The 23,841-nt window shown below is 71.3% G+C and carries 16 protein-coding genes; 9 read left to right on the forward strand and 7 right to left on the reverse strand.

From position 1 onward, the window contains the following. Positions 1–20 precede the first annotated feature (20 nt). A complete protein-coding gene (locus tag AB0D48_RS16720; protein ID WP_362396472.1) occupies positions 21–1,037 on the forward strand; it encodes a serine/threonine-protein kinase in 1,017 nt (338 codons plus the stop codon). Positions 1,038–1,075: 38 nt separating this feature from the next. Here AB0D48_RS16720 and AB0D48_RS16725 read toward each other — a convergent pair whose 3' ends face one another. From AB0D48_RS16725 to AB0D48_RS16745, 5 genes are all read right to left on the reverse strand, one after another. Beyond that, on the reverse strand, positions 1,076–1,306 hold the full coding sequence (locus tag AB0D48_RS16725) for a helix-turn-helix transcriptional regulator (RefSeq protein ID WP_362396475.1): 231 nt from the start codon (positions 1,304–1,306) through the stop codon (positions 1,076–1,078). Between the two features lie 166 nt (positions 1,307–1,472). Beyond that, a complete protein-coding gene (locus AB0D48_RS16730; RefSeq protein ID WP_362396478.1) occupies positions 1,473–3,908 on the reverse strand; it encodes a SpoIIE family protein phosphatase in 2,436 nt (811 codons plus the stop codon). A 136-nt stretch (positions 3,909–4,044) separates the two neighbouring features. Further along, positions 4,045–4,752, reverse strand: a complete 708-nt coding sequence (locus AB0D48_RS16735; RefSeq protein ID WP_362396481.1) for a hypothetical protein — start codon at positions 4,750–4,752, stop codon at positions 4,045–4,047. Then, positions 4,749–9,668, reverse strand: a complete 4,920-nt coding sequence (locus AB0D48_RS16740; protein WP_362396484.1) for an aminotransferase class I/II-fold pyridoxal phosphate-dependent enzyme — start codon at positions 9,666–9,668, stop codon at positions 4,749–4,751. The genes AB0D48_RS16735 and AB0D48_RS16740 overlap by 4 nt, the downstream gene beginning before the upstream one ends. Beyond that, positions 9,665–11,995, reverse strand: coding sequence for an MMPL family transporter (locus AB0D48_RS16745; protein ID WP_362396487.1), 2,331 nt, complete (start codon positions 11,993–11,995; stop codon positions 9,665–9,667). The genes AB0D48_RS16740 and AB0D48_RS16745 overlap by 4 nt, the downstream gene beginning before the upstream one ends. 358 nt (positions 11,996–12,353) lie before the next feature. On the opposite strand from AB0D48_RS16745, the gene AB0D48_RS16750 reads away from it, so the two are divergent. Beyond that, positions 12,354–12,788: a hypothetical protein gene (locus tag AB0D48_RS16750; protein ID WP_362396490.1), complete on the forward strand. Its 435-nt coding sequence runs from the start codon at positions 12,354–12,356 to the stop codon at positions 12,786–12,788. Positions 12,789–12,929: 141 nt separating this feature from the next. On the opposite strand, the gene AB0D48_RS16755 is transcribed toward AB0D48_RS16750, so the two are convergent. Beyond that, positions 12,930–13,700 (reverse strand): hypothetical protein, encoded by a 771-nt coding sequence (locus AB0D48_RS16755; RefSeq protein WP_362396493.1) that lies wholly within the window; start codon positions 13,698–13,700, stop codon positions 12,930–12,932. A gap of 543 nt (positions 13,701–14,243) precedes the next feature. Here AB0D48_RS16755 and AB0D48_RS16760 point away from each other — a divergent pair. The 5 genes from AB0D48_RS16760 to AB0D48_RS16780 all read left to right on the forward strand — a co-directional run bounded on the left by AB0D48_RS16760 (position 14,244) and on the right by AB0D48_RS16780 (position 19,923). Then, positions 14,244–14,675: a hypothetical protein gene (locus AB0D48_RS16760; protein ID WP_362396495.1), complete on the forward strand. Its 432-nt coding sequence runs from the start codon at positions 14,244–14,246 to the stop codon at positions 14,673–14,675. Positions 14,676–14,997: 322 nt separating this feature from the next. Then, positions 14,998–15,555: a DUF4232 domain-containing protein gene (locus AB0D48_RS16765; protein WP_362396497.1), complete on the forward strand. Its 558-nt coding sequence runs from the start codon at positions 14,998–15,000 to the stop codon at positions 15,553–15,555. A 551-nt stretch (positions 15,556–16,106) separates the two neighbouring features. Continuing rightward, on the forward strand, positions 16,107–17,288 hold the full coding sequence (locus AB0D48_RS16770; RefSeq protein ID WP_362396500.1) for a tryptophan 2,3-dioxygenase family protein: 1,182 nt from the start codon (positions 16,107–16,109) through the stop codon (positions 17,286–17,288). 499 nt (positions 17,289–17,787) lie between these two features. After that, positions 17,788–19,452, forward strand: coding sequence for a DUF6777 domain-containing protein (locus AB0D48_RS16775; RefSeq protein ID WP_362396503.1), 1,665 nt, complete (start codon positions 17,788–17,790; stop codon positions 19,450–19,452). Positions 19,453–19,626: 174 nt separating this feature from the next. Continuing rightward, the gene (locus AB0D48_RS16780; protein WP_362396506.1) at positions 19,627–19,923 is read left to right on the forward strand and encodes an antibiotic biosynthesis monooxygenase; all 297 of its coding nucleotides are present in this window, start codon (positions 19,627–19,629) and stop codon (positions 19,921–19,923) included. A gap of 102 nt (positions 19,924–20,025) precedes the next feature. On the opposite strand, the gene AB0D48_RS16785 is transcribed toward AB0D48_RS16780, so the two are convergent. After that, a complete protein-coding gene (locus tag AB0D48_RS16785; RefSeq protein ID WP_362396509.1) occupies positions 20,026–21,147 on the reverse strand; it encodes a CapA family protein in 1,122 nt (373 codons plus the stop codon). A gap of 119 nt (positions 21,148–21,266) precedes the next feature. Here AB0D48_RS16785 and polX point away from each other — a divergent pair, with 119 nt between their 5' ends. Together polX and AB0D48_RS16795 are read left to right on the forward strand one after the other, a co-directional pair. Then, on the forward strand, positions 21,267–22,994 hold the full coding sequence (gene polX / locus AB0D48_RS16790) for a DNA polymerase/3'-5' exonuclease PolX (protein WP_362396512.1): 1,728 nt from the start codon (positions 21,267–21,269) through the stop codon (positions 22,992–22,994). A gap of 114 nt (positions 22,995–23,108) precedes the next feature. Then, positions 23,109–23,618, forward strand: coding sequence for a hypothetical protein (locus AB0D48_RS16795; protein ID WP_362396514.1), 510 nt, complete (start codon positions 23,109–23,111; stop codon positions 23,616–23,618). Positions 23,619–23,841 lie beyond the last annotated feature (223 nt).

Consider the following 23,841-nt stretch of genomic DNA (forward strand, 5'->3'; position numbering starts at 1 on the left):
GCCGGGTGCGGGGGCGCCTGATGGGCACGGCATCGAACCTGAGCGTGTACATGGGCCGGGCCTCGGGCCTGATCGGGAAGCAGATCGCCGGCTACCGGGTGGAGCGCATGCTCGGCCGCGGTGGCATGGCCGTCGTCTACTGCGCCAAGGACCTGCGCCTGGACCGTACGGTCGCGCTCAAGCTGATCGCCCCCGAGCGCGCCCGTGACGACACCTTCCGGCGCCGCTTCACCCACGAATCGCGGGTGGCCGCGTCGATCGACCACCCGCACATCGTGCCGATCTTCGAAGCCGGTGAGACCGAGGGCGTCCTGTACATCGCCATGCGTTACGTCCCCGGTCCCGACCTGCGGGCCTTGCTGGACCAGGAGGGCCCGCTCCCCGTCCCGACTGCCCTCCGTATCGCCGCCCAAGTGGCATCCGCACTCGACGCGGCCCATGAGCACGATCTGGTGCACCGGGACGTCAAGCCTGCCAACATCCTGGTCGCCGCGGGAACCGACAGCGAGCACCCCGAACACGTCTATCTCACGGACTTCGGGCTGACCAAGAAGGCGTTGGCGCTCTCCGGGTTCACCACCGCGGGCGAGTTCGTCGGCACGCTCGACTACATGGCGCCGGAGCAGATATCCGGCCGGCCGGTGGACGGCAGGTGCGATCTCTACAGCCTCGCCTGCGTGGTGTACGAAACCCTTGCCGGCGGGCCGCCCTTCGAGCGGGACGGAGACCCGGCGGCGCTGCTGTGGGCGCACCAGTACGATCCGCCGCCCCCACTGACCGAGAGGCGGCCGGGGATCTCGCCCGCCGCCGCCGACGTCCTGGCAAAGGCACTGGCCAAGGTTCCCGAGGACCGGTACGACTCCTGCCTGGAGTTCGTGGCGGCCCTGCGCGTCGCCACCGGGAGCGGCGTCGGCGAGCCCGCTGATTCCACCGGGCCGGACCCCGGGCCTCCCGGGATCTCGGAGACCTTCGTGCCGCCACCGGAACTTCCGGCCTGGGCCCTGCCGGTCTTCCGCGGCCCGCCGGACGGGCCGTAGGCCGCTCGCCCCCCACCGCCCCCTCGGGTGGCCCGGCGTCACAGCCCCATGGAGACGGCCAGTCGGGTCAGTTCCGCCGTGTTGTTGGTGCCCAGCTTGGCCCGGATCCGGCGGAGGTAGGCGTCGACCGTGTGCTTGGAGAGCCCCATCAGGCGGGCCGTCTGCAGGTAGGTGCACCCTGTGGCGATGTGTCGCAGTGCCTCCTGCTCACGCGGGGCCAGCGCGGCTGCGGGGGCTTCGGCGTGCGGCGTGGCCAGGGTGAGGCTCATGAGATTTCCTCCGACGGATCGGGATCGGTCATGAACTGCTCGCACCCTCGGAAGCAGGGGGACATTTACCTGAATGTTGTGGTTTGTCCTTACTGAAAAGCTTGGCCGCGTGACTTCATGAAGCTGTCCGCCGACTGTCACAGGCGTGTCACGGGGGATGCCGGCATCAGTACCCGGCGAGGGACTGCTCGGCCCAGATGGTCTTGCCGATGGGAGCGTGCCGCGTGCCCCAGCGCTGCGCGAGCTGGGCGACCAGCAGCAGGCCACGCCCTCCCTCGTCGAAGATCCGGGCCCGCCGCATGTGCGGGGCGGTGTTGCTCGAGTCGGAGACTTCGCAGATCAGGGTGCTGTTCTCGTGGATCAGCCGCAGCTGGATGGGCGGCTGGCCGTAGCGGATCGCATTGGTGACCAGTTCGCTGACCAGGAGTTCGGTGACGAAGGAGGCCTCTTCGAGACCCCAGGCCGTCAGCTGGTCGGTGGTGTGCCGACGGGCGTGGGCGACGACAGAGGGGTCGGACGACAGGTCCAGGACCACGACCTTGTCGGCATGGAGGGCCCGGGTCCGGGCGACGAGCAGGGCGACGTCGTCGTCGGGAGGGTGACTCAGCAGAGCCGTCAGTACGCGGTCGCAGACGGTGTCCAGCGTGGAGGCGGGCTGGCTGAGGGCCACGAACATGCTGTCCAGGGCCTCGTCGATGTCGTGGTCGCGGGGTTGCAGCAGACCGTCCGTGTACAGGGCGAGGACGCTGCCCTCGGGAAGCTCGACATCGACGGTCTCGAAGGGCAGGCCTCCCAGGCCCAGCGGCGGGCCGGCCGGGACATCGAGGAGGTAGACGGAGCCTTCCGGGGAGACCACAGCGGGCGGCGGGTGGCCGGCCCGAGCGACAGTGCAGTGGCGGGTGACCGGGTCGTAGACCACGTACAGGCAGGTGGTGCCGATGCCCAGGGCGGCGGCCTCCCCGGCGGCCTCCTGGTCGGCCTCGTCCGCGGACAGGCGGATGACGAGGTCGTCGAGGTGGGTGAGCAGCTCGTCGGGCGGCAGGTCGACGTCGGCCAGGGTACGGACCGCGGTGCGCAGCCGGCCCATGGTGGCGGCGGCACGGATCCCGTGGCCGACGACATCGCCCACGACCAGGGCCACCCGTGCGCCGGACAGCGGGATCACGTCGAACCAGTCGCCGCCCACGCCGGCCTGGCCACCGGCGGGCAGGTAGCGGGAGGCGGTCTCGAGTGCCGCGTGATCGGGCAGCGTGTGGGGGAGCAGGCTGCGCTGCAGCGTCATGGTGGTGGTGTGCTCCCGGGTGAACCGGCGCGCGTTGTGGATGCTGACGGCCGCCCTGGTCGTGAGGTCCTCCGCCAGCCACAGGTCCTCCGGCTGGAAGGGCTCCCCGCGCTGGTGACGGCCGTAGACGGCCAAGCCGAGAGTGACACCCCCGGAACGCAGCGGCACCACCATCATCGAGTGCGTCCCGCTCTCGCCGATCCAGCCGGCCCCGGGGTCCTCGGTCACCCATCGGGCGACGGGCTGGTCGGCCGTCCCGTACACGGCGCCACGGCCCGCGGCCAAGGACTCGACGGGAGGTGACAGCGCCGGATAGACGGCCGTCTCGCCGACCGCGACGGGGGACTCCGGGCGTCCCTGGAGGACGGACCGCACTGCGGTACGGCGCACCGTGACCGGCCCCGCCACCGGGCCGAAGGGCGGCTCGTCGCCACGCGGGGGAGGTTCCAGCAGGTCGACGAGCGCGAAGTCGGCGAGCCGGGGTACGGCGGCGTCGGCCAACTCCTCCGCGGTGCGGGCGGTGTCCATGGTGGTGCCGACGCGGGCGCCGGAGACGTTCGACAGGAGCAGCTGCTGCCGCTCGACCTCGATCCCGGTCCTGTCGTGCGCGGCCAGGCACACGGCGCGCACCCGGCCGTCCGGATCCCGCAAGGGGGCCAGCGAGGTCGCCCAGCCGTACTCCACGCTCGGACCCGTGGGGCGGATGAAGGCATCGACGTACTGCGGCTCACCGGTCTCCCACGCCAGGCGCATCTTCCGCTCGGTCTCGTCGCTCACGGGATCCGGCGCGATCTCCGGCAGACGCAGCCCGCGCATCTCGGCCTCCGTGAGGGACAGCGTGTGCTCCATGCCGGCGTTCGCCCGCACCAGCCGAAGGTCCTCGTCGAAGACCGCCAGGAAGCAGGGGGACTGGGTGAAGGTCCACTCGTTCAGCGGTTCGCTCCCGGTTGCGCGGGGCTCACCCGCCACGGCGGACACCACGAACCACTTGGTGGTCCCGCCGGTGGACGTCCAGCGGTGCGCGAGCAGTCCCAGTTCCAGCCGCCGGCCGTCACGGTGGCGCAGCGCCACCGTCCCGCTCCACCGTTCCTGCCCGGGCGCGATCCGGGGCGCCGCGTCGTCGGCGCCATCGGCGAGCAGCTGGGCAGCGGACGTCCCCACGACCTCGGAGGGCAGGTAGCCGAGCAGTCGACCGGCATCCTCGCTCCACTCGGTCACGATGCCCTGCTCGCTGATGGTGGCCGTGGCCGTGAATGCCGACCCGAGGGAGGCGTTCGTCTCCTCCGGCCGTTCATCAGGAGAGGTGGGAAGTCGCTCCATCGCCGTTCATCTCGCCCTCGCTAGTTCCTTGCCCGCTGTCCCACGGGAACCTGCACGGCCAGGGGCTCCACTGACAAGCATGATCCGGCGGGGCAAGGAGCACCAACGCAGTGCCGTCACGGGCGGCGGAGGGCGCTCAGCGGGCTGCACCGCAGGACGGGACCGGAGGGAGGCCCGGTGTCGTGGCCGGGTGCGCGAGGACGAGGGCGAGGACGGCGTCTCCCGTCAGCCACAGCATCGCCCGGCGCCGTCCGCCGAGTACGGGCGGCCGAAGGCCGAGGATCGCGATGCGGCGCGCGGCGGCGCCGAAGATGCTGCTCCGGTCGGCCTTGACCGCGGCTTCCTTCAGCGCCCAGGCGCCGGCCATGACATCGGGCCGGTCGGTATCGATGAGGGAGAGATCCTCGGACGAGAGGGCGTGGTCCGCGACACGGCCTACCGACGCCGCCGAGACGGTCTCGCACAGGTCCACTCCGACCGGTTCCGGTGCGACGGCCGCGGCGACGTGGCCGGCGGTGTGGCTGATGGAGACGTTCACCGCGGGCATCGGGGTGCCGCCGACGACGACGTACGGGCTGCCGTCGTCACGCGGAAGGATCTCCACGGCGTTCGCCGGCGCGGCGACGAATTCGCCGACCAGACGCTTGGCGAGCACCCGGCCGGCCAGCCACTCGGCCTGTCGCCAGGCCGGCAGCCCGTGGACCACGCGCTGCTCGGCCGGTGAGGGAAGCGGTCCCCGAGGAAGGTCGGAGCGCCGGGCCACGATGAGGCCGGCCCCGCCCCATCGGTGGACACGGCCCGGTGCGACCGACGGGAAGGTGGTGTGCACGGCGGCGGGGGTCACGCGGCACGGACCGTGTCCGGGCGGGCCGTGTCCAGGTGCCCCAGCTCCCGCTCCAGTACGGTCACCGCGTGACGGATCTGGTCGGGCGTGTGGTCACACGTGACGAAGAAGCGCAGCCGGGCCATTTCCTCGGGTACGGCCGGGTAGAGGATGGGATTGACGCTGATGCCCTGCTGGAACAGGGCCTCCGCCAGTCGCAGGGTCTTCAGCGAGTCCCCGACGATGCAGGGGACGATCGCCGCGTCGTGACTGTCGCCGACATCCATGCCCGCATCGCGTGCGAGGCGGACGAACAGCGCGGCGTTCGCCGAGAGGCGCGCCACGCGCTGCGGCTCGGCACGCAGCAGTCGCAGGGCGGCCAGGGCCGCGGCGGTGTCGGCCGGGGGCATGCCGGCGCTGAAGATGAACCCCGGAACGGTGTAGCGCAGGTACTCGACGACCGAGCGGGTCCCGGCGACGTAGCCACCGCAGCTGGCCAGTGCCTTGGACAGCGTGCCCGACCACAGGTCGACGGCCGAGCGGTCGATGCCGAAGTACTCGCCGATGCCGCGCCCCGTCGCACCGGTCGTTCCGATGCTGTGCGCCTCGTCGATCATGAGCAGCGCGCCGTGCCGGTGCTTGACCTCGACGAGGGCGGGCAGGTCGGCGATGTCACCGTCCATGCTGTACACGCCCTCGATGACGACGAGCACCCTCCGGTACTGGTCGCGGACCTGCCCGAGGACGGCGTCGAGGGCGGCCGCGTCGTTGTGGGGGAAGGGCCGCCGGGTCGCGCCGGAGAGCTTGCACCCTTGCAGGATGCTGTCGTGGGCGAGGGAGTCGTGGATGACGAGGTCCCCGGGGCCGACGAGGTGCCCGATCACCGTGACGTTCGTGGCATGTCCGTTGGCCAGGGTGAGCGAGGCTTCGCAACCGAGCAGGTCGGCGAGTTCCGTCTCGAGTTCCAGGTGGAGCGGACGGTTCCCGGACAGCAGCCGGCTGGCGGACACCGACGTGCCGTAGCGTTCGATCGCCTCCTTGGCCGCGTCGATCACCTGAGGGTGCGTCGCCATGCCCAGGTAGTTGTAGCTGGAGAAGGAGACGAGTTCCCGGCCGTCGATGACGGTCGTGTCCGTGATGCCGCCCTCGTGGACGAGGAAGTACGGATTGGGCAGCCCCGTCCGGGCGAGCGAGGCGACGCGCTCGTCGAGGGCGGTGACCTCAGGGAAGCACTCGATCCGCGTCTGCTCTTCGGGCAGTGGGGTGGCGGCGGAGGCGGCCGGCGCGGTCCGGTCCGCACGGGGGTCTGCGGACGACAGGTCCGTGCGCGGTTCGGCGGACGAGAGGTCGGTGCGCGGTTCGGCGGACGACAGACCGGTGAGCGGAGTGGCCGGCAGGTCCGTACGCGGCTCGGCGGACGGCGGGACCGTGGGCAGGTCGGCGGGCGCCGACGGCCGGGCCCCGGTGCCGTGGCCGGCGCGCCGGCCGGGGAGGGCTGCCGGTGCGGCGTCCACGGAGCCGCTCGCGATCATCGCGGCGATCTTCCCGACGGTCGGCCGGTCAGCATCCCTTTCGTCGAACGTCCACTGCGGCCACTGCCGCGCGAGGGAGGTGAACAGGTCGGTCAGCATCAGCGAGTCGAAACCGAGATCGTCGATCAGCAGCTGGTCGTCGTGCAGATGACTCACCGGGAAGGCGCTGATCCGGGCCACCTGCGCGAGCACGGCATCGACGACCTCGTCGACGGCCCCGGCCGCAGAAGGCTCCTCGTCGGCCGGTGCACGATCGGCGGGCGGGTCGGCGGGGGGAACAGGGGCAGCGGGGTCGGCAGGAGCAGCGGGGTCGGCGGCTTCGAGGACGGCCGGGGAAGCGGGGGCAGGCGCGGGTCCGGCCGCCGCCGGGGCGGTGATCTCTGCGGCGGGGGTCTGTGCGGTGAGGCCCTCCGGGGCAGGGTTCTGCGCGGGGAGTGCCTCGCTGAGGCGGCTCAGCAGCGTCACCTGCTGCTGAACCAGCTGGAGCAGTTCACGCATCGGCTCGTTCGTCGGGGCGTTCGTGGGGTGCTTCACCGGGTGGTTCATCGAGGTCTCCTCGAGGAGGACGGGCTGGGGCGGGACGGGGACAGGGGCGGGGGAGGCGTTCTTCTTCGCGGGGCGCTTGCCCGGCACCCAGTAGGACTGGGTGCCGAGCTTCGCCACCGGCAGGTCCAGCAGACGGCGGTCTTCCTCGGCAACGAGGGTGCGCGGGTCGACCGGAGCGCCGAGGACCGCGAGCCGGGCGAGGGCCCGGACGAAGCCACGTCCGCCGTCGGGCTCCGTGCCGCCGGCGGGGACGACGAGAACGTCGTCGTGGCCGGTGAGGTTGCGGCGGACCGAGGTGAGGAGCGAGTTGCCGCCGGTCACCTGGAGGAAGACGCGGGCTCCCTGGTCGTAGGCGGTACGGACGGCATCGCCGAAGTGGACCGGGGCGGACGCGTGACGGGCCCACAGCTCGCGCAGACGCTCGGGGTCGGTGCAGACCGCCGCGTCCACGGACGAGACGAACGGCAGGACGGGGCTGCCGATACGGCGGTCGGCGAGGTCCGCGCGCATGGTCTCGTCGGCGCAGGCCAGCCGCGGCGAGTGGAAGGCGTTCGACACCTCGAGCGCCACCGTGACGATCCCGGCCTCGGCGCAGACCTGCCGCACGGCGGCGAGCCCCCGCGGCGTGCCGCTGACCACGACCTGCTGCGGCTGGTTGAAGCAGGCGAGCCACACGTCGTCGATGCCGTCGGTGAGCCGGCGGCAGGTGTCCTTGTCGCTCTGTACGGCGAGCATCCCGCCCCGCAGGCCGGTCTCGGCCTGCCGGAGCGCCGCGCCCCGGTGGACCAGCAGCCGGACGGTGTCCTCGTCGGTGAGCGCTCCGGCCGCCGCGGCCGCCGCGAACTCGCCGAGGCTGTGGCCGAGGGTGAGGCCGGGAGCGACGCCGCAGTCGGCGAGGAGACGGGTGGCGGCGATCTGGACGGTACCCAGCAGGGGCTGGCACACATCGGTGGCGGCGAGCCGCTGCCTGAGCTCCTCGGCGTCACCAGGGGCGGTCGCGGCCTCGCCGTACAGCAGATCGGTGAGGTCGAAGCCGGTGCCCCGGCGGGCCACGGCACTGAGGGCGTCGACGGTTGCCCGGAACCCGGTGAACCCCTCGTACAGGTCCCGCATCATGCCCGGCCGCTGACTGCCCTGCCCGGGGAAGAGGAAGGCGATGCGGCGCTGCGCGGCCGGCAGCGGAGCGTCGGCGGCGTAGGCGCCGTCACCGAGGTCGCCCCTGGCTCCTTCGGCGAGCTGCCGACGGGCACGGCGCAGCCGCTCGACGAATGCGTCCGTGCCGGCGGCCACGATCGCGAGCCGGGCCGTCAGCGGCGCACGCGCGCCCAGGGTGTGGGCCAGTGCGCCGATCGGCGGGCGGGGTGCGGGGTCCACCGTGTCGAGTACCTCGCCGATGTGCCGGTCCAGCAGCTCGGGGGTGCCGGCCGAGAGCAGGACGAGCTGAGGACCGGTGCCCTCGGTGCCTACCGAGATGCTGCCGGGCACCGTCGCGGGCCGCTCCTCCAGCACCACGTGGACGTTGGTGCCGCCGAAACCGAACGAGCTGACGGCGGCACGCCGCGGGGTGGCCCCGGTCGGGAAGGGCCGCGCGGTGTCGGCGAAGCGCAGGCCCGCGGCGGAGATGCCCAGGTCCGGACGAGGAGTGGTCCGCGGCTGCGGCACGATCGTGCGGTGGTGGACGACCAGCGCCGTCTTGATCAGTCCCGCGATGCCCGCCGCGGACAGGGAGTGCCCGATGAGGGCCTTGCCCGAGGCGAGGTAGCACAGGGCGGGGTCGTCGTCGGGGTACTCGGTGCGCAGCCGGCGCAGCGCCTCCACCTCGGCGCGGTCGCCGACGGTGGTGCCGGTGCCGTGGGCCTCCAGGAAGCCCACGGAGGACGGAGGAACCCCCGCGTCGTCGTAGGCCCGGCGCATGGCGCGCAGCTGGCCCTCGGGGGTGGGAGCCAGCGGTCCGGGAGACGCGCCGTCGTTGGCCGAGCCGACGCCCTTGATCACCGCGTAGACGCGGTCGCGGTCGGCGAGCGCGTCGGCGAGCGGCCGTATGACGACGGCGCCGGCCCCCTCGCCGAGGACGAAGCCGTCGGCATCCTCGTCGAACGGGCGGCACACGCCGGTGGCGGACAGCGCCCGGAGCCTGGAGAAGCCGACCAGGGAGTCGGGGGTGAGGTTGAGGTACACCCCGCCGACGACCGCCGTGCGGCAGGTGCCTTGGCGCAGCTGGGCGATCGCCTGGTCGAGGGCGACCAGAGAGCCGGAACAGGCGGCGTCGACGACGAAACTGGGGCCGCCGAGGTCGAACTGCCGGCTGACGGTGCCGGACGCCATGTTGAGCAGGCTCCCGGGCAGGGTGAAGGCATGCAGGGTGCCGAGCTGGCTCGCGTGCTCCTTGACGGCTTCGGCGCCGCCGGGGTGGCCCGCCGCGTGCGCCGCTTCGGCCAGGGCGATGGCCCTGAGGGGCACCGTCATCAGGTCCTTGTAGTCGGACACCGACATACCGATGAAGACCCCGGTGTTCTCCCGGTCGAAGTCGCCGCGGCCGAGCCCCGCGTCGTCGAGGGCCTCGCGGGCGACGTCGAGCATCACCCGCTGCTGCGGGTCCATGGCCTGGGCGCGGGAGGGCGGCACCCCGTAGTGCATGGCGTCGAAGCGGTCCACGTCCTCCAGGAAGGCGACCTGGTCGGTGTACGAGGCGTGGGGGGCGGACTGGTTGCCGGGGTCGTGGAAGGGCTCGTGGTTCCAGCGTGCCGCCGGGACGTCGGAGAACTGCCGTTCCCCGCTCATCAGGAGCTTCCAGTAGGCGTGGACGTCGGGGGCGCCGGGGAAGCGGCAGCCGAGTCCGGTGATGGCGATGTCAGTCATGAGTGATCTGCCTTGTCGTGGTGCCCGGGGCCGACGGCGACCGGGGCGGCGGGGAGGTGGGTGGAGGGGCTGGGGGTGGAGGGGCTGGGGTGTGCGCGCCGGGGGTCAGCGGCGCGCGGGGGAGGGGGGACGGACGGCGACGCGGCCGGGGGGCACCTCCCGGCGCCGGCCGGAGGCGGGCGGGTCGCCGGGCGCGGCACCTTTCGCCTCAGCAGCCGCGGTGCCCACCAGTTCAGGCCACCCGCCAGGCGCATGAGCGCCGGTACGAGGACGCCCCGTACGAGCGTGGCGTCGAGGAGGACGCCGAGGCCTGCGCCGATCCCGAAGAACTGCAGGAGGGAGACCTGGGAGGTACCGAAGCTCAGGAGGGTGAACGCGAGCAGGGCGCCGGCGGTCGTGACGATGCCGCCTGTGCGGGCGAGGCCCGTGACGATCGAGCCGGCGTTGTCCTGCCCGGCGTCGTACGCCTCCTTGATGCGCGCGAGGACGAACACCTCGTAGTCCACGGAGAGCCCGAAGACGATGCAGAACAGCAGCACCGGCATGGTCGTGCTGAGTGGGCCGGGCGTGAAATCGAGCAGGTGGTGCAGATGGCCCATCTGGAAGATCCACACCATGGCTCCGAGGACGGCCGCCAGGCTCAGGGCGTTCAGCGCGATGGCCTTCAGCGGCAGGAGCAGGCTGCGCGTGAAGCCGAACAGCAGCGCGAACGTGGTGAGGGTGATCAGGGCGAGCGCCAGCGGAAGCCGGTCTCCCACCGTGTCCTTGGCGTCGACCAGTACCGCGCTCTGCCCGCCGACGAGGACGTCGGTGCCGGCCGGGGCGGGACTGGTGCGGATGTCGTGCACGAGCTGCTGGGCGGCGCGCGACTGGGGGTCGACTCGCGGCACCACGGAGAGCTGGACCGGGCCGGCGCCGGGCCTGGCCATGGCTCCGGCAGCACCGGAGACCACTGCCTTCCCGCCGGACCGGAAGCTGCCGTCGGGCCCCACGACCTGGGCGACCTGCGGGAGCGTGGACAGCCGGCGGGCGTAGTCCTTCTGCGCCGACGGGGACGCCTTACCCGTGATCACGACCGTGAGCGCGCTGGAGCCCTTCATGTCGAACGCGTCGCGCACCAGGTCTCCGGTCTGACGGCTGGACGCGCTCAACGGCAGCGCCCGGTCGTCGGGGGTGGCGAAACCGGCGTGCGCGAACGGCGCGGCGAGCACCGCCAGCAGGCCGATCACCGGCAGGGCCGCGAGCAGCGGGCGCCGTACGACGATGCGCGCCAGCCCCTCCCAGAAGCGCGACCCCGAGCCGGCGTGGGCCCGGCGGCGCCACGGCACGGGCCAGGCGTTCACGCGCCTTCCGAGCAGCGCGAGCAGAGCCGGCAGTACGGTCAGGGCGCTCACCGCCGCGATCGCCACCACGGCGATGCCCGCGTAGGCGAAGGACCGCAGGAAGTACGGCGGGAACACCAGCAGCGTCGCGAGCGCGGCGGAGACCGTCGCGGCACTGAAGAGGATCGTGTGGCCCGCGGTGCGCACGGTCCGTATGGCGGCGGTGCGCGGCATGAAGCCCTTGGCGAGTTCCTCACGGAACCGCGAGACGATCAGCAGCCCGTAGTCGATGCCCAGCCCGAGGCCCAGCGCCGTGGTGAGGTTCAGCGCGAACACGGACACGTCGGTGACGGCGCCGAGCACGCTCAGGACCAGCATCGTCCCGGCGATGGCCAGCACCCCGATCAGCAGGGGCAGCGCAGCGGCCACCACACTGCCGAACACCAGGACCAGCAGGATCAGGGTTCCCGGCAGGACGACGGACTCGGCCCGCTTGAGGTCGGACTCCGAGATGTCCTGGAGCTCGGCGTCGACGAGCGCCGTCCCGCCCACCCGCACGGTCAGGGGCGACTCGGACGCGGTCGGGCTGGTCAGCTCCTCGCGCAGCCGCTCGACCCGCGCCCCGAGCTGTTCCCCCTCGCCGTCCACGTGCGCGACCACCATGGCCGCGTGGCCGTCCCGGCTGCGCAGCTCCGCCGCGCCGCCGGTCCAGTACGAGGTCACAGCGCTCACATGCGGCTGTGCGGCGAGGCGCTCGGCCAGGCCCTCGCCGGCGCTCCGGGCTCCCGGTGCGTCGACGGAACCGCTGCGGGCCTGCGCGACGACGACCAGGTTGGGGGGCGCCCCCAGGCGCTCGGCCGCCACGTGGGCGGCGCGGCTGGATTCGGATCGCGGGTCGTCGTATCCCTGCGTCTTCAGCCGGCCGGTCGCTTCTGCGCCGAACACGGCGGACAGCAGAAGGAAAACGAGCGCGGCGAGTAGGACGAGCCGGGGTCGACGGGTCACGAAGACCCCTGAGCGACGGGACATGGCTTCCTCTGAATCCGGATGGCGGTTCGCTCCTGCTCTTGCGCAGGACGGTCGATTTCCACCGTGCCGGGAGGAGGGATGACGTCGTAGCCCCTGTTATTCGTCACTTGACAGAAGCCGACAAGACGGTCGGGGGTCCGGCCAGGGCTGTTCGGCTTCTCGTCCGGTCGCAGAAGGCCCGTTCCGCCGCCTCTACCAAGATCGCTTTTCGGCGTCAAGCCACGTATTCGAGTGTCGTGACGCACGTGCTCTCGCAGGGTTTATTTGAAGTACGCCCTCACCGGGGAATCCCGGAGGGAATGCAAAGCCCCCTTACACCGAATGGAGAATTCTTATGTTCGAGCGTTTCTCTACCCGTCGTGTTGTTCTGGCCGGTGCTTCCCTGGCGCTGGTGGGTGGCGGTATCGCCCTGCCGGCGACGGCGATGGCCGCGCCGGCAACCGTCCCGCAGCAGACGGTCACCCTGGTTCCCAGTGACAGCGCCGACGGCATCGGTACCGGCGGTGACTCCAACGCCGAGAACACGACGGTCGGCGGCGAGGCCACCGGCGGAAACGCCAACTCCGGTGTGGGCGAGTGCAAGGGCAAGTGCACGATCACCACGGGTGCCGCCACCGGCGGCAACGCCAGCGCCGACGCCGTCAACTCCGGCGATGCCACCTCCGTGGGCGGCGACGGCACGGGCAAGGGCGGCACCGTGAACAAGGTCGACAAGCAGGTGATCAAGAAGCAGCTCAAGCAGGACCTGAAGGCGAAGCTCGGCAAGTGAGGGCTGACGGCCCCGCAGGCCCCCCAGGGAGCAGATCCCTGCACGCCACCACCCACACAACGGACGCCGGAGAGGCCACAGCCTCTCCGGCGTCCGTTGCTCTGACGCTTCCCGCGTCCTTCCCGCGGCCTTTCCCCCCGGCTAGGAGTCCGTGGCCGTCGCGTCTCCGCTCACGGCAGTCGCGTCGCCGGTGTTGGTGGCGTCGGCGCTGGCGTTTCCGCTCGTCGCGTCACCCGTGACGATCGTGCACCTGCCGATGCAGGTGCCGACGCCGCCGGAGGTCGCGGAGCCGGAGGTGGCGGTACCGCCGACGGTGGTGTTCTCGGCGTTGGCGTTGCCGCTGACAGCGCTGACGTCACCGCCGTTGTCCGTGTTCTTGGCACCCTTGGCACCCTTTGCGCCCTTGGCCCGTGCGCCTTGTCCGACCGAGGACACGGATGCGGATCTGCCGGCGCTCAGCACGTCATCGCCCCAGGCGGTGCTGACACTCCCGTAGCAGAGGCCGCTGCACTTGTTGGAGGCGCCGTCACCCACAGCGGTGTTGGTGCTGGTCCCGCAGAGGCCCGTGCACTCGTTGAACGCACCGGCCCCCACGGTGGTGTTGGTGCTGCCGCCGCACAGACCTTCGCACACGCCGGAGACATCGTCGCCCACGGCGGTGTTCGTGCTGTCGTGACAGAGGCCCCGGCACACGCCGGAGGCACCGTCGCCTGCGGCGGTATTGCTGCTGCCGTGGCAGAGGCCCTCGCACACTCCGGGGGCGCCGCTGCCCACGGCGGCGTGGAGACTGCCGTAGCCGTACAGCGGGACTGTCGGTGAGGCCATGGCGGTCGTCGGCATGGCGATACTGCCGGCCAGTGCCACGGAAGCCGCGGCCAGCACGATACGACGGGTCCAAGAACGCTCGTTCATCGGAATTCTCCGGGATTCTTGTGTGAAGTCTCCGCCTGTGGCCAAGCGGGCGGGCGCTGAGGCTGCAGACCGGATACGTCCGGTTGTATGCACACGCCAAGGGACGCCTGGGGCCTATTTCGAGGTGGACGTTATCGTGTGGATCATGCTGCGAGCAGGATCTGGCGAAGCGCGGCGTGTTCTCGCCCCTTCCCCCCTCTCCTTCTTGAGCGTCTTTCAGGACTCGCCACCGCTCTGCAACAGGGTCGGTTCCGCTGTGTCTGCCCACTCCCTATCTGATGCCGAGGGTGCGGGGACCCATACGGCAGAGGATTGTGCGGGGCCTTCGCGGCTCGTACGACCCGCACGACGGGAGCTTTTACCAAGATCGATTCTTGACGTCAAGCCACGTATTCGAGTGGCGTGACGCACGTGCTCTCGCAGGGTTTATTTGAAGTACGTCCTCACCGGGGAACCCCGGAGAACGTGAAGACCAAATGATTGTTCCCGGCCTGTTCTGCGGGACGGCACTCAGAGCCCTTTTACATCGAATGGAGAATTCCCATGTTCGAGCGTTTCTCTGCCCGTCGTGTTGTTCTGGCCGGTGCTTCCCTGGCGCTGGTGGGTGGCGGTATAGCCCTGCCGGCGACCGCGATGGCCGCGCCGGCCGCCGTCCCGCAGGCCGTCTCTTTCCTCCCCGGCGACAGCGCCGACGGCATCGGTACCGGCGGTGACTCCAACGCCGAGAACACCACGGTCGGCGGCACCGCCACCGGCGGAAACGCCAACTCCGGCGTCGGCAGCTGCAAGGGCAAGTGCACGATCACCACCGGTGCCGCCACCGGCGGCAACGCCAGCGCCGACGCCGTCAACACCGGTGACGCCACCTCCGTGGGCGGTGACGGCACGGGCAAGGGCGGCACCGTGAACAAGGCCAACAAGCAGGTGATCAAGAAGCAGCTCAAGGCGGACCTGAAGGCCAAGCTCGGCAAGTGAGGGCCGACACTCCCTAGCGCCCCCCGGGAATACGTCCCGGCAAGCCCCCGCCCCCCGCCCGGCACCGCAGACGCCGGAGAGGCCACCGCCTCTCCGGCGTCTGCGGCCGTACTCGTGTCTCCATCCGCTGCCCCGGCCGTCTCCTCGTGAGGCGCTCGTCCGACCGCGGGGTCACCGCGTGCGGACGAGAGCACGGCCAGGTCAGAGCGTTGCGCGTGCCGCCGGCCCGGGGTGGTGCGACGGTGGGAGGAGGATGCGGCCGCGGGGGAGCGACGTGCGCGGCAGGGGGTGAGCGGACGTCCTGCGAACCGTGAGGAGACCCATGAAGGGCACAATGCGGGGCGGCGCGGCCTGGTCCCCGTCCCTTTGGCTCGTGACGGGCGCCGTCACCTGCGGCCTCTTGCTGGCCGCCGGTCCGGGCGCCGCGGCGCACGAGACGGCCGGGCGGCGGGCGCCCGCCGCGCCTTGTACGAGCGAGCAACTCATCGCGAACAGCGCACAGCGGACCGGCGGCAGCCAGGTACGGATCACCGTGATCAACGACGGACCGAAGGCATGCGTCCTGAAGGGGTTTCCCACGGTGGCCCTCGCCGGTCAGGGCTCGCCGGACCGCAACAGGCCCCTGAACGTGGTCCGTCAGGGCCAGGCGCGCGCCGTGGCCCTGCCGGCCGGCGGCCGGGCCTCGACCCAGCTCACCTTCACCCCGGTGCTCGGAGAGGCCGACGGGTACTGCGCCTCCGGCGCCGAGCCGACCGTCGCACCCTCGATCGTGCTGGGGGTGGGAGGGGGCGGGCTCCAGCTGGCGCCTGACGACGGCGGGGAGTTCGCGCTCTGTGGCAACACCGTGCGCGCCACGGCCTTCCGGGGCAGCGGCTCCTGACCCGGTTTCCCGTACGGGCCTCCGCCGCTGCTCGCGGGCGGCGGAGGCCCGGTGTTCATGCTCCGGCACCGGCGAGCGGCCGGGTCGTGCGTGGCCCACCGGCTCCTGTCAAGACACGAATTCCCGAGACGTGACGTGCGGTCTTCCGATCATGCCTAGTGGAATCCAGTACTCACTCGGACAGCGTGAGGCTGATCACCGGCCGGAAAGCGTTCCGCGCCGAACTGCCGCACAACGACACGGGAGAGGCGGTCGCGATGACTTCCGAGAGCAGCACGGTCCGGTGTCCGTGGGAAATGACCAGAGGCTGCGTATGCACGCTTCGTGAGGCGTGCGGATCCCGTACGTCGACCCTTCGGGGGGTCAGGCGCTGGGCGCCCGCCGATCAGGTACCGGTGGAATCCGACGGCATCTCCCTGGCCCGGTCCCTCACGGAACACGTACGGCGGACAGGAAAGCATTTCCTGCCCGAGCAGATGCTGGTCCGATTGCGTGACGTCCGGCATCGGCACACCGCGGACCGCCCGTTCCTCAACGCTTTTCTCGACTGCATGCTCGACAAACACGAGGGGCGTTTCTGGAATCGGACCTACCTTGCGCTGCCGGTACTGGAGCTCCTCGTGGACGAAGGGGGTGCCGGGCTGGACGCGGACCGGATGTCCACCATGCTCATGTCCGACGTCGTTCGCTTCGAGATCGAGGCGGCGCGCGGGTCCCGCGAGGGGCCCAGCCGCGGCCGGCCGGATCCGGCGACGCTGAGCACGCGGTTGCGGCATGCCGTGCGGTTCGTGGCGACGGGCCTCGGCCGGTCGGACGCGGGCGACCTGCCGTCCCGGGTGGCGCACACCCCCTCATCCCGCCTGGAAGGTCTCCTCGACCACCTCCCCCGGCCACCGGCGACGGACGCCTGGCGGTGGTTCGGCGTCACCGTCCAGCCCGTCTACGTACTGCATGACGAGTACTTCTTCATCCGGGCCCTCCAGACCCACGAAATGCTCTTCACCGCGATAGCGGCAGACATGAGATCAGCCATCGGGGCATTGCGCGCAGGGAACCTGGACGAAGGGGCGGAGCGAATAGGCCATGCCGTTGCCATGTTCGAGCGTGCCGCTGCACTGTTCCGCGTAGTCGCCACGATGAGGGCGGAGCATTTCTCCGGCTTCCGGCAGTACACCCAAGGCGCCAGCGCCATCCAGTCCGAACAGTACAAACGCTTCGAGAGCCTGTGTGGTGTCCCGCCCGTCCCACGCCTCCACTCGGCCGCCTTCACGAGCGTGCCCGCCGTGCAGGCCGAGGTTCGAGCCGCCGGCCATGACACCGTCGCCCAGGCGTATCTCGACCTCCGCAGCGAGGGAGGCTTCGGCCGGGCGGAGTGGAGTCGCCTCGACGCGGCGCTCAGCCAGCTGGAAGACACGCACCAGCGGTGGAAGTCGGCCCATCGCAGCCTTGCCGCGCGCATGCTCGGCGACGCGCACGGTTCGGGGTACACCGACGGAGTTCCTTACCTGACGGAATGCCTGGGGAACCGGCTGTTCCGGCAGCTGGGCAAGAGCCTGTCGGCCACACCGGACGCGCCGGGCGACCGGCCGGCTGATCCCGGCACCGCTCCGCGGCCCGGGTGCGTCGCCGACCCGGCTCGCACCGGGCCCGGCGAGGCTCAACACGCCCGCTCGTCCGCCGTGACGGGGCGGGCCGGGCCCTGTCAAGTCCCGAAAAGTCGCGGCATGACGTGATGCAGGCCCGGGTGGCTTACTCACCTCATGGGCCCACACCGAGTGGTCCCACCCGCGACAACTCTTGAAGGGACGGACCCCTTGTCCGGCCGGCTCTTCAGCTTTTTTCGCGGGAGTGGAATTTCCATCATTCACGCCTCCACGACGTGGAGGTCATAATGGCAGTCAGGAGCGAGCAGATGCGCATAGCCACCATTTTCCCGATGTCCTATCTCGGGGGGAGAGTGTCGTGAGTTCACTACCTCCTCCGGGCGAGCGCCCCACCGGCCCTCCGTCCGGTCCGCTCTCCGAACGGCCGACGAACGAGCAGGCTCCCCCGCCGGGGCCTCCGCCGCCAGAGCCTCCGCCCCCGCCGGGGCGCCCGCCGGGGCCTCCTCCCGGTCCGCCGTCCGGCAGCGGTGAGCGGGGCGGGCCGGGTGAGCCGGCCCGGCGCGGCGGAGGGGCAGCTCACGGGTGGCGGTCGCGCAGGACCGTACTGAGTGCCAGCAGCGCGGTGGTCATGGCGACGGCGGTGGTCCTCGCGTTCACCGTCATGGGCGGGAACAAGGCAGCCGGCGGAGAGGTCTTCCTCGAGGCCACCTCGGCGGCCGGCCAGGACCCGTTCACGCCCTCGACGGCCACGGAGTCCCAGGACACGGAAGTCACTCCCGCAACCTTTGGCAAGGCGAAGGGCGGCACGAGCGGCACGCGCACCCTCGAGGTCAACGGTGCGTACCCGGGTCTGTACGGCGGCACGCGCAACGTCGTGAGCTGTGACGTCGAGAAGCAGATCAAGTTCCTCGCGCAGCACGCGGACAAGAGCAAGGCCTTCGCGGCCCCCCTGCAGATCGGGCAGCCCGACATCGCCTCCTACCTGCGGTCGCTGACGCCCGTACGGCTGGTCTGGGACACCCGGGTCACCAACCACGGGTACAAGAACGCCGCGCCCACCAGCTATCAGGCGATCCTGCAGGCCGGTACGCCCGTCCTGGTCGACGACCGGGGCGTCCCCCGCGTCCGCTGCGCCTGTGGCAACCCCTTGGCCCCGCCCGTCGCCGTCAAGGGCAAGCAGACGTACAGCGGCAAGGAGTGGTCGTCGTTCCAGTCCTCCGACCTCGTTGCGGTCAAACCCGCCGAGAAGCCGGTGAAGACCGTCACGATGTTCGACCACGACCGCAAGGGATGGTACGAGCGCCCGAGCGGCGACGTGCAGGGCAAGCACGACCACGAGGTGCCTCCCCCCAAGGGCCAACAGCCCGACTCGCCGTACCCGGTCCTGCCCCCTCCCCATGAGGGATCGGTGGAAAAGCCCCCGGTCAAGGAGCCGGACAAGGGCACGGTCCAGAAGCCGGGCGAGGGCAACACGGAGCACAGGCCGGGCGACGGCACCGTGGAGAAGAAGCCGGTGGAGAAGCCGGACAAGGGCACGGTGGAGAAGAAGCCGGGCGAGGGCAACACGGAGCACAGGCCGGGCGACGGCACCGTGGAGAAGAAGCCGGTGGAGAAGCCGGCTGACGGCACGGAGAAGAAGCCGGGCGACACGGAGAAGAAGCCGGCTGACGGCACGGAGAAGAAGCCGGGCGACACGGAGAAGAAGCCGGCTGACGGCACGGAGAAGAAGCCGGCCGATGGCACGGAGAAGAAGCCGGCTGACGGCACGGAGAAGAAGCCGGCCGATGGCACGGAGAAGAAGCCGGCTGACGGCACGGAGAAGAAGCCGGCCGACGGCACGGAGAAGAAGCCGGGCGACACGGAGAAGAAGCCGGCCGACGGCACGGAGAAGAAGCCGGGCGACACGGAGAAGAAGCCGGCCGATGGCACGGAGAAGAAGCCGGCCGACGGCACGGAGAAGAAGCCGGGCGACACGGAGAAGAAGCCGGCCGACGGCACGGTGGAGAAGAAGCCGGGCGAGGGCACCACGGAGCACAAGCCGAACGATGGCACCGTGGAGAAGAAGCCGGGCGAGGGCACGGAGAAGAAGCCGGCCGACGGCACGGTTCAGAACCAGCCGGGCGAAGGCACGGGCCAGAACCAGCACGGCGACGGCGACGGCGACGGCAACGGCAACGGCAACGGCAACGGCAACGGCAACGGCGATGGCGGCAACGGCGGCGACGGCAACGGCAACGGCTCGGGCCAGGACTCGGGCAACGGCACGGGCGACGGCCAGGGGTCCGGGGAATGACCCCTCGCCCCCGGGCCGGGCCCCGGGGTGAGAGGCCGGGGTCGTCAGCGACGTTCGCGGCTGCCGCGCGCGGACGGGGTACGGGGCGGCCGCCTCGGAGGCGGAGGCGGCTCCAGGGACCTACGGTGGTCAAAGAGACGGGACGGGCCGATCCCCGGTCCTGAGGAGGCTGCCATGGAGGAGCACTTTGTCTGGGTGACCACCCGCCGCATCAAGGCGGGCAGCTTGGAGGAGTTCGAGAGGGCGTGGCGCCCGGGTTCCTTCCCCGAAGGCATGCGCCGCGCGTATGCGTACTGGTCCGAGGACGGGCAGGAGATCACCGGAGTGTCCCTCTGGGACTCCAGGCAGGCGTGCGACGCGTGGCGGTCCTCCGACGCGGAGAAAGAGCGGCGCGAGGTCATGGCCCCCTACGTCGTCGAGGAGCGGGAGAGCTTCTATCGCGGAGGCGAACTCACCCTTCCCGCACGGTAACCCCGACCGGGCATCGGGCATCCAGCCCCGCGCGCCCTGTCCTCACCGCACGCTGGGAACTGGCGGCCGGGGTCCGCGACTCCAAGACCTTCCCGTGCGGCGTCAGGAGCCACGCGGCGGATGGACTGTGTAGGCGCCTTCCGGGGCGCGGGTGATGTGGGTGCCGAAAGCGCGGCTGGTGCGGGCAAGGACCTCGCGGAGCCAGTCGGAGTCCTCGCGCGAGGCGTGGCGCAGGCGCATCCGATGGGCCTGCAAGGGGACGAGGCGGGCGTGGTCGAGCCGGCCGGTGTCCGGCTCCAGTGAGATGAAGTGCAGCAGCCGCAGATCGTCCCGGTAGTGCTCGTGGCCGCCGATGCCCTCGTAGTCGTCGATCAGGTCGCCGCAGCCGTAGAGGACCGGATGCCCCCGGTACACCTCGACCGGGCGCGGATGGTGCGAGGAGTGCCCGTACACGACGTCCGCGCCGCCGTCGACGAGCGCGTGCGCGAAGCGGATCTGGTCGCGCGGTACGGCGTAACCCCAGTTGGAACCCCAATGGATCGAGACGACCACGAGGTCGCCGGATCGTTTCGCCCGCCGGATGCGGCCGGCCACCTCGGCCGCGGCCGCATCCGAGGCCTCGTCGACGAAGTCGATCCCGCTCCGGTCCGCGGTGGCCGCCCAGGTGTGGGGGACACCGCTCGACGCCGTACCCAGGGAGAAGACCAGCAGGCGGCGGTTCCCGGAGAGGGAGACGACCGCGGGCCGCCGCGCCTCATCGAGGTTTCGGCCCGCCCCCGCCGTCCGCAGTCCCGCGGCGGCGAGCGAGCCGAGGGTCTCGGCCAGGCCGTGACGGCCGTAGTCCAGGACGTGGTTGTTGGCGAGGGCACAGACGTCGGGCCGTGCGGCGGCCAGGCACGGCAGGTTGGCGGGGTGCATCCGGTAGTGGACACCCTTGCCGGGGGCGAGGTCGTCACTCCGGCTGACGGACGTCTCCAGGTTGAGGATCCGGGCGTCGGGCGCGGCCGCGTCGAGGAGGCCCAGCGCCTCTCCCCACGGCCAGGAGAAGGGCGCCCGACGCGGAACCGGGCCGTTCGCCGTCTCCGCCAGTTCGACGTACGTACGGGCGTCGCTGACGTACGCCTCCGGCAGGGCCGGGTCGCCGGGGTGCGGAAGGATCTGGTCGACGCCGCGGCCGAGCATCACGTCGCCGGCGAGGAACAGCGTCACGAGTTCACCGCCCACCTCTCCAGGCTAAGGCGGTGTCTCACCGGCGACGCGCGACGCGCGACGCGCGACCGCGACGGCGGCGCCCACGTGCCGCCCGGCGTGCCCGCCCGGCGCCCGCGGGGCACCCTGGAGTCATGGCCCGAGCCAACGACCAGGTCGAGGCGCTGCTCCAGGAGTACGCGGACCTCATCGCGATCCGGGGCGGGGAGGCCTTCAAGGCGCGTGCCTACGAGAAGGCGGCTCGCGCCGTGGGGGGTTACCCGGAGGACGTCTCGACACTCGGCGCCAAGGAGCTGCGCGAGATCCCGAACGTCGGCAAGTCGGTCGCGGACAAGATTCTGGAGTACCTGCGGACCGGCCGCATGTCCGTCGTCGACGAGGCCAGGAGTTTCGTGCCGGCCGGAGTGCGCGAGCTGATCACGATTCCGGGGCTGGGGCCCCGCAAGGCCATGGTGCTGTACGAAGAGCTGGGCATCACCTCCGTCGACAAGCTGCTCGACGCCATCCACCAGGAGCGGCTGCGTGATCTGAAGGGCTTCGGCGAGCGGACGGAGGACAACATCCTGCACGGCATCGCGCTGCTGCAGAAGGCCGGTGAGGGCCGGATCCTCGTCAGTGCGGCCATGGACGTCGCCGAGCAGCTCGTCGCCGAACTGTCGGGCATCCGCGGCTGCGTTCGGTGTACGTACGCCGGCTCCCTGCGCCGCATGAAGGAGACCATCGGCGATGTCGACATCCTGGTGGCCGCGCGCCGGTCGGCTCCGTTCATGGACGCCCTCACCGCCCTCCCGCACACGGCCGAGGTCATCGCACACGGGGCGAAGAAGACCTCCGTGCGGACCGTCACAGGCCTGCAGGTCGATCTGCGGGTCCTTCCCCCGGCCTCCTGGGGGGCGGGGCTGCAGTACTTCACCGGCTCCAAGGCACACAACATCCGCACCCGTGAACTCGCTGTGCGCCAAGGCCTCAAGCTCTCCGAGTACGGGCTCTTCGACGCCGAGAGCGGCGAGAGCATCACCTCCGAGACGGAAGAGGCGATCTACGCCAGGCTCGGCCTGCCCTGGATACCGCCGACGCTGCGCGAGGACCGCGGCGAGATCGCGGCCGGCCTGCGCGGTGAACTCCCCGACCTCCTGACGGAGAAGGACATCCGGGGCGATCTGCACACCCACACCGACCTCACCGACGGGCTGGCCACTCTGGAGGACATGGTCGCCGCCGCTGCCGCCCGCGGATACGCGTACTACGCGGTCACCGACCACGCCCCGAACCTCTCCATGCAGCGCATGACCAGCGAGAAGATCCTCGCCCAGCGCGAGCGGGTACGCGCCCTCGACGGCGCGCACCACAAGTTGCGGCTGCTGCACGGCACGGAACTCAACATCGGCCCGGACGGCTCCCTGGACTGGCCCGACGAGTTCCTCGCGGACTTCGACATCTGCGTGGCCTCCATCCACTCCCACTTCGACCAGAGCAGGCAGGAACTCACCCGCCGCCTCATATCCGCCTGTGAGAACCCGAACGTCGCCGTGATCGGCCATCCCACGACCCGCCGCATCGGGAAACGCCCGGGCATCGACGCCGACTTCGACGCGGTCTTCGAGGCCTGCGCGCGGACGGGCACCGCTCTGGAGATCAACGCACACCCGGAGCGGCTCGACCTGCGGGACGAGGACGTCCTGAGCGCGAAACGCTACGGCGTGAAGTTCGCGGTGAACTCCGACGCGCACGCCACCACGCACCTGCCGTACATGCGCTACGGGGTGGGTACGGCGCAGCGCGGCTGGCTGACCAAGGACGACGTCATCAACGCGTGGCCGCTGACGAAGCTGCGACGGTTCCTGAGCAAGAAGGGCGCCTGACCTGACGCGCTCGCCGACGTCTCGACCGGCCGCCGCGGCCGCCGTCGGCAGGCCGGGCGCGGTGCCAGGTGTTGGTCCGGGTGCCCGGTACGCCCGCACCTTACGGTGAGCTGGGTGAAGGAACACGCGGCGGACTCCATGGGCACGGATACGGCCGCGGCACAGCTCAAGGAGCGGCTCTACGCGACGATCACCATGATCTCCGTCGTCGTCGGGCTCGCGGCCGGCAGCCACGTGGACGTCCTCGGGGCCGCGGCGACGGTCGTGACTGCCTCGGTGGGCCTGTGGCTGGCCGCGCTGGTCGCCGATCAGCAGGCCCATCGCGTGACGCACGGCGCTCTCGCACGCGGACGGGAGCTGCGCGCGATGCTCTTCGTCAGCAGCCCGCTGCTGCTGTCCGCGGCGGGCCCGCTCGTTCTGATCGGCGTCTCGGCCCTGGGGGCGATGGGTCTCGAGACGGCCCTGCTCACGGCAGCCGGGGTCAACGTCGCCACCTTGTTCGCGTGGGGGTGCTACGGCGGGATCCGTATGGGCGGAGGGATCGTGTTCGCGCTGCTCGCCGGCGCGATCGACGCGGCGATCGGGACCGCGGTCGCGGTGGTCAAGGCTTCCGCCGGACACTGACGCCCGCCCGCCCGCCCGCTCCGCGCCCGGGGCTGGGCGGGGTCGGCGATCAGCCCGGCGTGCCCGTCAGGGCCGGGTCGGAGAAGAACTCCGAGGGAGCGGTCACCCCGGCGATCACCCGGACGAATCCGTCCATCGTCTCTTGCCGCTGCGCGATGGCGCCGAACATCTGCTGCATCTCCGGGGTCGGCGGGTCGAGGTTGGCGAAGTCGGCGGTGAACTC

It is taken from the genome of Streptomyces sp. NPDC048269, assembly GCF_040652395.1.
Lineage (GTDB): Bacteria > Actinomycetota > Actinomycetes > Streptomycetales > Streptomycetaceae > Streptomyces.